This is a genomic window from Ruegeria sp. AD11(2025), assembly GCF_056542405.1.
Genome location: NZ_JBQFZU010000008.1, coordinates 181,053 through 187,518, shown reverse-complemented (window position 1 = coordinate 187,518; position 6,466 = coordinate 181,053). Strand labels below are relative to the sequence as shown.

The following is a 6,466-nucleotide window of genomic DNA, read 5'->3' as shown; positions in this document are numbered from 1 at the left end:
TGCCCCTCGCGCACAGGGTCGAACCTGACTTCGTGGCAGAAGGTTTTCGGCAAGTTCTGAGATTTCAGGGCGGAAATCATTGCACCATGTCGATTATCCGACAGAATCGGATACCACAGAGCGATTACGCCCACGTTCCATTTCCGATGCAATTTGCCGATGATACCTGGCAAACGGTCGTATTCAGATTTCACCTCGTAGCTCGGGTCGATCAGCATCGCTCCACGCCGTGGTGTCGGGGGCAGCAAGGATTGCGCCAACTCGTACCCGTCCTGCCGATACACTTTGGCGCCATATGGCGACATTGCCATGGCCAGCGCGGAATGTTCCTGCGGGTGCAGCTCGGCAAAATGCAGGCTGTCCTGATTTCTCAGCAAATTGGCGGCGATCAGTGGCGATCCGGGGTAGGCCTCAGCCCCATGCCTTTTCTGAACAGCGCGGATCGCCTGTTCCAGCGGATGATCCGCGTCAAACCATTTGGCCTGCTGGACGCGCCGGATGCCGGCCTCGGCCTCGCCCGTGCGCACCGCCTCTGCCGCATCCAGCTTGTACAAACCCCGGCCCGAATGGGTTTCCAGGTAGGTCAGCGGTTTGTCTTTACGGGTCAGATACTCCAGCACAATTGCCAATAAAGCGTGCTTTTGCACATCAGCCAGATTCCCAGCGTGGTAAATGTGTTGATAAGAGAGCATGTTGCCTTCTAAAGTCCCTCTCAATAAGGCGGAAAGGTGCTGATTATCGCGGAATCAGCCCTTTTACCGGGCGTGCTGGCACCCTATAAGTCATCCGTCCCGGAACCGTCGAGTCGCGGGCAGTAGAAAAACCGACATACAGGATCAGGGGAAACATGGGGATCTTTGGCAATCTGGGCGGCCTGTTCACAGCGGACATGGCTATCGACCTTGGGACGGCAAACACCCTGGTGTATGTCAAGGGGCGTGGCGTGATCCTGTCTGAGCCATCCGTGGTGGCCTACCACGTCAAGGACGGCGTGAAAAAAGTTCTGGCCGTTGGCGAAGACGCCAAGCTGATGCTGGGCCGAACCCCCGGTTCGATCGAAGCGATCCGCCCAATGCGTGAAGGTGTGATTGCCGATTTCGACACCGCCGAAGAGATGATCAAGCATTTCATCCGCAAGGTGCATAAACGCTCGACCTTTTCGAAACCCAAAATCATCGTCTGCGTTCCCCATGGCGCAACCCCGGTCGAGAAACGTGCGATCCGTCAATCGGTTCTGTCCGCTGGCGCCCGTCGCGCGGGCCTTATTGCTGAACCTATCGCTGCGGCCATTGGCGCAGGGATGCCGATCACCGATCCGACCGGGAACATGGTCGTCGATATCGGCGGCGGCACCACCGAGGTTGCGGTTCTGTCGCTGGGCGACATCGTATATGCCCGCTCGGTCCGCGTTGGTGGCGACCGGATGGACGAGGCCATCATCTCATACCTGCGTCGTCAGCAGAACTTGCTGGTGGGTGAATCGACTGCTGAACGCATCAAGACCACCATCGGCACCGCGCGTATGCCCGACGATGGCCGTGGTCAGTCGATGCATATCCGTGGCCGCGACCTGCTGAACGGTGTGCCGAAGGAAATCGAGATCAGCCAGGCCCAGGTGGCCGAGGCGCTGTCTGAACCTGTCCAGCAGATTTGCGAGGCGGTGATGACCGCGCTGGAAACCACTCCGCCCGATCTGGCTGCGGATATCGTGGACCGGGGCGTGATGCTGACTGGCGGCGGTGCGCTGCTGGGCGATCTGGATCTGGCGCTGCGCGAACAGACCGGTCTGGCCGTGTCGATTGCCGACGAAAGCCTGAACTGTGTGGCATTGGGCACCGGCAAGGCCTTGGAATACGAAAAACAACTGCGCCACGCGATTGACTACGAAAGCTAAGGCGCGCACCCTTTGCAGATAGGGTAAACTCGGCACGAGCAGCACGGGAAGGAGTCCTGTGGCAAAAGACCGATCACAGCGCGATGAATACACCACCCCCCTGCGCCGCTTGCTGTTGGGGATCGTGGTGCTGTGCCTGCTGGGGATCTTTCTGGTCTGGCGTATCGACAGCCCGCGGGTGGAACGGTTCCGCGCCCAGGTCGTCGACCGGGTCGTGCCGTCGATGGAATGGGCCATGGTACCGGTCACCGCTGTGGTCAACCTGGCCCGCGATTTCCAAAGCTATCAACGCCTGAGCGAACAGAACCAGGAATTACGCAGCGAGTTGCGCCTGATGCGGGCCTGGAAAGAGGCCGCGCTGCAGCTTGAGCAGGAAAACGCCCGGCTGCTGGATCTGAACAACGTTCGGCTCGATCCACGCTTGACCTATATCACCGGGGTTGTGATGGCCGACAGCGGCTCTCCGTTCCGGCAGTCAGTTCTGCTGAATGTCGGCGAGCGGGACGGCATTACCGATGGCTGGGCCACGATGGACGGAATCGGCGTGGTCGGACGGATCTCGGGTGTGGGCCCGGACACGGCGCGGGTGATCCTGATGACAGATGCCTCCAGCGCGATCCCGGCGACCATTCAACCTTCGGGCCAGACCGCCCTGATCACGGGTGACAATACTCCGGCCCCCGCCGTCGAGTTTCTTGAAAACCGCGAACTGGTCCGCCCTGGCGACCGCGTCGTGACCTCGGGCGATGGCGGAGTGTTTCCGGCCGGGTTGCTAATCGGACAGATCACGGCCGATCCCGGAGGCCGTCTGCGGGTGCGTCTGTCGGCGGATTTCGAACGGCTCGAATTCTTGCGGGTGCTACGATATCAATCGGCGCCTACCATTCGGGACCCGGGCAGCATCGTTGGCCCCACACAGCCTGAAGCAGCTCTGCCGCCGGTGGAGGTTGGCGATGGATAGTCAGACTTCACAGCTTTGGTCCAAGCGTGTCCTGTACCTGTTTCTAGCCGCGCTGATCCTGTTTTTGCACCTGTTGCCTCTGGATACAAAACCGAACCGCTGGCCGTTTCCGGACTTGTTGATTGCCCTAACCTTCGCCTGGGTGCTGCGGCGGCCTGAATTCGTGCCGATCTTGCTGGTCGCAATCGTGATGCTGATGGCGGATCTGTTGCTGCAACGTCCGCCCGGCCTGCTGGCGGCGCTGGTGGTTCTGGGGGCCGCTTATCTGCACTCGGCCGCGTTTGGCTTGCGGGACTCGGGATTTGTCGGCGAATGGTCAACTGTTGCCGTGGTAATCACAGCTGTTTTTACGCTGAACCGCGTCATTCTTGCTATTCTGTCAGTGCAACAGGCAGCATTGGGGCCAGTGGTGATCCAAGTGGTTCTGACAATTGCAGTTTATCCTCTGATCGTTCTGCTCAGCCAGAACGGATTCGGTGTACGGCGCAAATCCACGGCTGAAACCGGCGCATTGGGAGCGCGCGCATGAAGCAACGCAAACCCAAAGCCCAAGGCCTTGCCTATAAACGCCTGCCGCGCAGAGCGCTGGTTTTGGGTGGATTGCAAGCCGTCTTTATCGGCGGGCTAGCCGCCCGGATGCGATTCATGCAGGTGGATCAGGCCGACGAATACCGCCTGCTGGCCGAAGAAAACCGGATCAATATCCGCCTGATCCCACCGACCCGAGGCCGAATCTATGACCGGAACGGAGAGATTATCAGCCAGAACTCGCCATCGTACCGGATCGTCATGGTGCGCGAGGATGCGGGCGATGTGGACGAGGTGATCGCCAAACTGTCCCAGTTGATCCCCCTGACCGAGGACGAGATCGACCGGGCCAAGACCGAAATGCACCGCTCGGCCCCGTTTCTGCCGGTGACACTGGCCGATCAGGTCACATGGGAAGATATCTCGAAGGTTGCCGTCAACGCCCCTGCGCTGCCCGGCGTGATCCCCGAAGTCGGGCAGACCCGGCAATATCCCCGATATGAAGATTTCGCCCATGTGGTCGGCTATGTCGGCCCGGTCAGTGACTATGATCTGAGCCAGATCGAAGACCCCGAGCCCGTGTTGCGCATTCCCCGATTCCAGATCGGCAAGGTCGGGCTGGAAGCCAAACAGGAAATCACCCTGCGCGGCAAGGCCGGGGCCAAGCGGGTCGAGGTCAACGCCACCGGCCGCGTGATGCGCGAACTGGACCGTCAGGAAGGTACCGCCGGGGCGGATCTGCAACTTTCGGTGGACGCCAACCTGCAACAATACGCGCAGGCTCGGCTGGCCGGTGAAAGCGCCGCTGCCGTGGTGATCGACTGTGAAAGCGGCGATATCCGCGCCATCAGTTCGGCGCCAAGTTTCGATCCGAATCTATTCGTACGCGGCATCTCGGTCGCCGATTACCGAGCATTGACCCAGGACAATTATCGCCCTCTGTCGAACAAGACGGTGCAGGGCACCTACCCCCCGGGATCGACCTTCAAGATGATCACCGCCATGGCCGCGCTTGAAGCCGGTGTAATCGGGCCCTCGAACACCGTTTACTGCCCCGGCCACCTGAAGGTGGGCAGCCGCCGCTTCCACTGCTGGAAACGGGGCGGGCATGGAACGGTTGACCTGGAAACCTCGCTGAAACGCAGTTGCGATGTTTATTACTACGACGTGGCGCTGCGGGTGGGAATCGACAAAATCTCGGACATGGCGCGCACCTTCGGGCTGGGCGTAAAGCACGATATCCCGATGTCTGCCGTAGCCGCGGGGCTGGCGCCGAACCAGGAATGGAAACAGCGTGTGCACGGGCAGGACTGGTTGGTGGGTGACACCGCGAATGCCTCGATCGGTCAGGGTTTCATGCTGGCCTCGCCATTGCAACTGGCGGTGATGACGGCGCGTATTGCGACTGGTCGCGCGGTGAAGCCAAGGCTGGTGCGCTCGGTGAACGGGATTGAACAGCCCTCGGGCGCGGGGGAACCTTTAGCGGTGAACCGCAACAATCTGGAGCAAGTGCGTCAGGCGATGTTCTCGGTCTCGAACGACCGGCGCGGCACTGCCTATCGCAGCCGCATCATCGCGGATGAGTTCCGCATGGCGGGCAAGACCGGCACCAGCCAGGTGCGCAACATCACCAAAGCCGAACGTGCCGCGGGAGTGATCCGCAACGAAGACCTGCCGTGGGAACGCCGAGACCACGCGCTGTTCGTTAGCTTTGCGCCGTATGACAATCCGAAATACGCCGTGGCCGTCGTGGTGGAACATGGCGGCGGTGGCTCGAAAGCGGCTGCCCCGGTGGCCCGCGATATCATGTTGCAGGCGCTCTACAACGGAACGCCCCCGCTCGAGGCTTATCCGACCGCCGATCGGGACGGCATCAAGGAACAGCAAAAACGGCTGGAAGGCGACCGTCGCCCCAAAGCGCGCCCGTCCGAAAAGGACCGCGCATGAGCTATCTTGAGTACGCCGTCAAATCCACGCCCTCGGGGTTCCGCAAATTCCTGTACATGAACTGGGCGCTGACCCTGCTCTTGATCAGCGTGGCCAGCACCGGGTTCCTGATGCTGTATTCCGTGGCGGGTGGATCGTGGACCCCATGGGCCGAACCGCAAATGGAACGCTTTGGGCTGGGTCTGGCCGTCATGTTCATCATCGCACTGGTTCCCATCTGGTTCTGGCGCAACATGTCAGTGCTCGCCTATATCGTATCGATCCTTCTGCTTATCTATGTGGAACTGTTTGGTACGGTCGGCATGGGCGCCCAGCGCTGGATCGACCTGAAATTCATGCGGCTGCAACCCTCGGAACTAATGAAAGTGACGCTGGTGATGCTGCTGGCGGCCTATTACGACTGGTTGCCCTCGCACAGGACCTCGCGGCCTGTCTGGGTGATCATCCCGGTCCTGCTGATCCTGATCCCGACCTTTCTGGTGCTGCGCCAGCCTGACCTTGGCACTTCGATCCTGCTGTTGGCGGCGGGCGGCGGGCTGATGTTCCTGGCCGGGGTACACTGGGCGTATTTCGCAGCCGTCATCGCGGCGGTGGTGGGCCTGATTGCCACGGTATTCAACAGCCGAGGGACCGACTGGCAGCTACTCAAAGATTACCAGTTCCGCCGGATCGACACCTTCCTCGACCCCTCGACCGATCCGTTGGGGGCGGGGTATCATATCACCCAATCCAAGATCGCACTGGGATCGGGAGGCTGGAACGGGCGCGGGTTCATGCAGGGCACCCAATCCCGTCTGAACTTCCTGCCCGAGAAACACACCGATTTCATTTTCACTACTTTGGCCGAGGAGTTCGGTTTTGTCGGGGGCATCACCCTGCTGACCCTCTATGGCCTGATACTGGTCTTCTGTCTGGTTACCGCGCTTTCAACCAAGGACCGGTTCTCGTCTCTGGTGACGCTGGGCATCGCGTTGAACTTCTTCCTGTTCTTTGCCGTCAACATGTCGATGGTGATGGGCCTGGCCCCGGTTGTGGGTGTGCCGCTGCCGATGGTCAGCTATGGCGGCTCAGCAATGCTGGTTCTGATGGCCGCCTTCGGCATCGTCCAAAGCGCCCATATTCACCGCCCCCGCTGA

General features: G+C 60.6%; 6 protein-coding genes. 5 read left to right on the top strand and 1 reads right to left on the bottom strand.

The genetic code is table 11. The features are described 5' to 3' along the window. The coding region (gene rlmJ, locus ACR1XY_RS10615) for a 23S rRNA (adenine(2030)-N(6))-methyltransferase RlmJ (protein WP_480592945.1) at window positions 1-692 on the bottom strand (692 nt) is incomplete at its 3' end. Window positions 693-847: 155 nt separating this feature from the next. Between rlmJ and ACR1XY_RS10610 the strand changes: the two genes are divergently transcribed. Genes ACR1XY_RS10610 through rodA form a run of 5 tightly spaced genes read left to right on the top strand, consistent with a single transcriptional unit; the run spans window position 848 to window position 6,466 of the window. Beyond that, window positions 848-1,894 (top strand): rod shape-determining protein, encoded by a 1,047-nt coding sequence (locus tag ACR1XY_RS10610; RefSeq protein ID WP_039523195.1) that lies wholly within the window; start codon window positions 848-850, stop codon window positions 1,892-1,894. A 58-nt stretch (window positions 1,895-1,952) separates the two neighbouring features. Further along, window positions 1,953-2,855, top strand: coding sequence for a rod shape-determining protein MreC (gene mreC / locus ACR1XY_RS10605; RefSeq protein WP_480592943.1), 903 nt, complete (start codon window positions 1,953-1,955; stop codon window positions 2,853-2,855). Continuing rightward, window positions 2,848-3,384 (top strand): rod shape-determining protein MreD, encoded by a 537-nt coding sequence (locus ACR1XY_RS10600; RefSeq protein WP_480592941.1) that lies wholly within the window; start codon window positions 2,848-2,850, stop codon window positions 3,382-3,384. Before mreC ends, ACR1XY_RS10600 begins: the two co-directional genes overlap by 8 nt. Continuing rightward, entirely contained in the window at window positions 3,381-5,330 is a 1,950-nt protein-coding gene (gene mrdA / locus ACR1XY_RS10595; RefSeq protein ID WP_480592938.1) for a penicillin-binding protein 2, read from the top strand. Before ACR1XY_RS10600 ends, mrdA begins: the two co-directional genes overlap by 4 nt. After that, window positions 5,327-6,466, top strand: coding sequence for a rod shape-determining protein RodA (gene rodA / locus ACR1XY_RS10590; protein WP_480592936.1), 1,140 nt, complete (start codon window positions 5,327-5,329; stop codon window positions 6,464-6,466). The genes mrdA and rodA overlap by 4 nt, the downstream gene beginning before the upstream one ends.

What these genes read in the sequence shown, in the direction of transcription:
- ACR1XY_RS10610 (WP_039523195.1), top strand. Translation starts at nt 848, where the DNA reads ATGGGGATCTTTGGCAATCTGGGCGGCCTGTTCACAGCGGACATGGCT.
- ACR1XY_RS10600 (WP_480592941.1), top strand. Translation starts at nt 2,848, where the DNA reads ATGGATAGTCAGACTTCACAGCTTTGGTCCAAGCGTGTCCTGTACCTG.
- mrdA (WP_480592938.1), top strand. Translation starts at nt 3,381, where the DNA reads ATGAAGCAACGCAAACCCAAAGCCCAAGGCCTTGCCTATAAACGCCTG.
- rodA (WP_480592936.1), top strand. Translation starts at nt 5,327, where the DNA reads ATGAGCTATCTTGAGTACGCCGTCAAATCCACGCCCTCGGGGTTCCGC.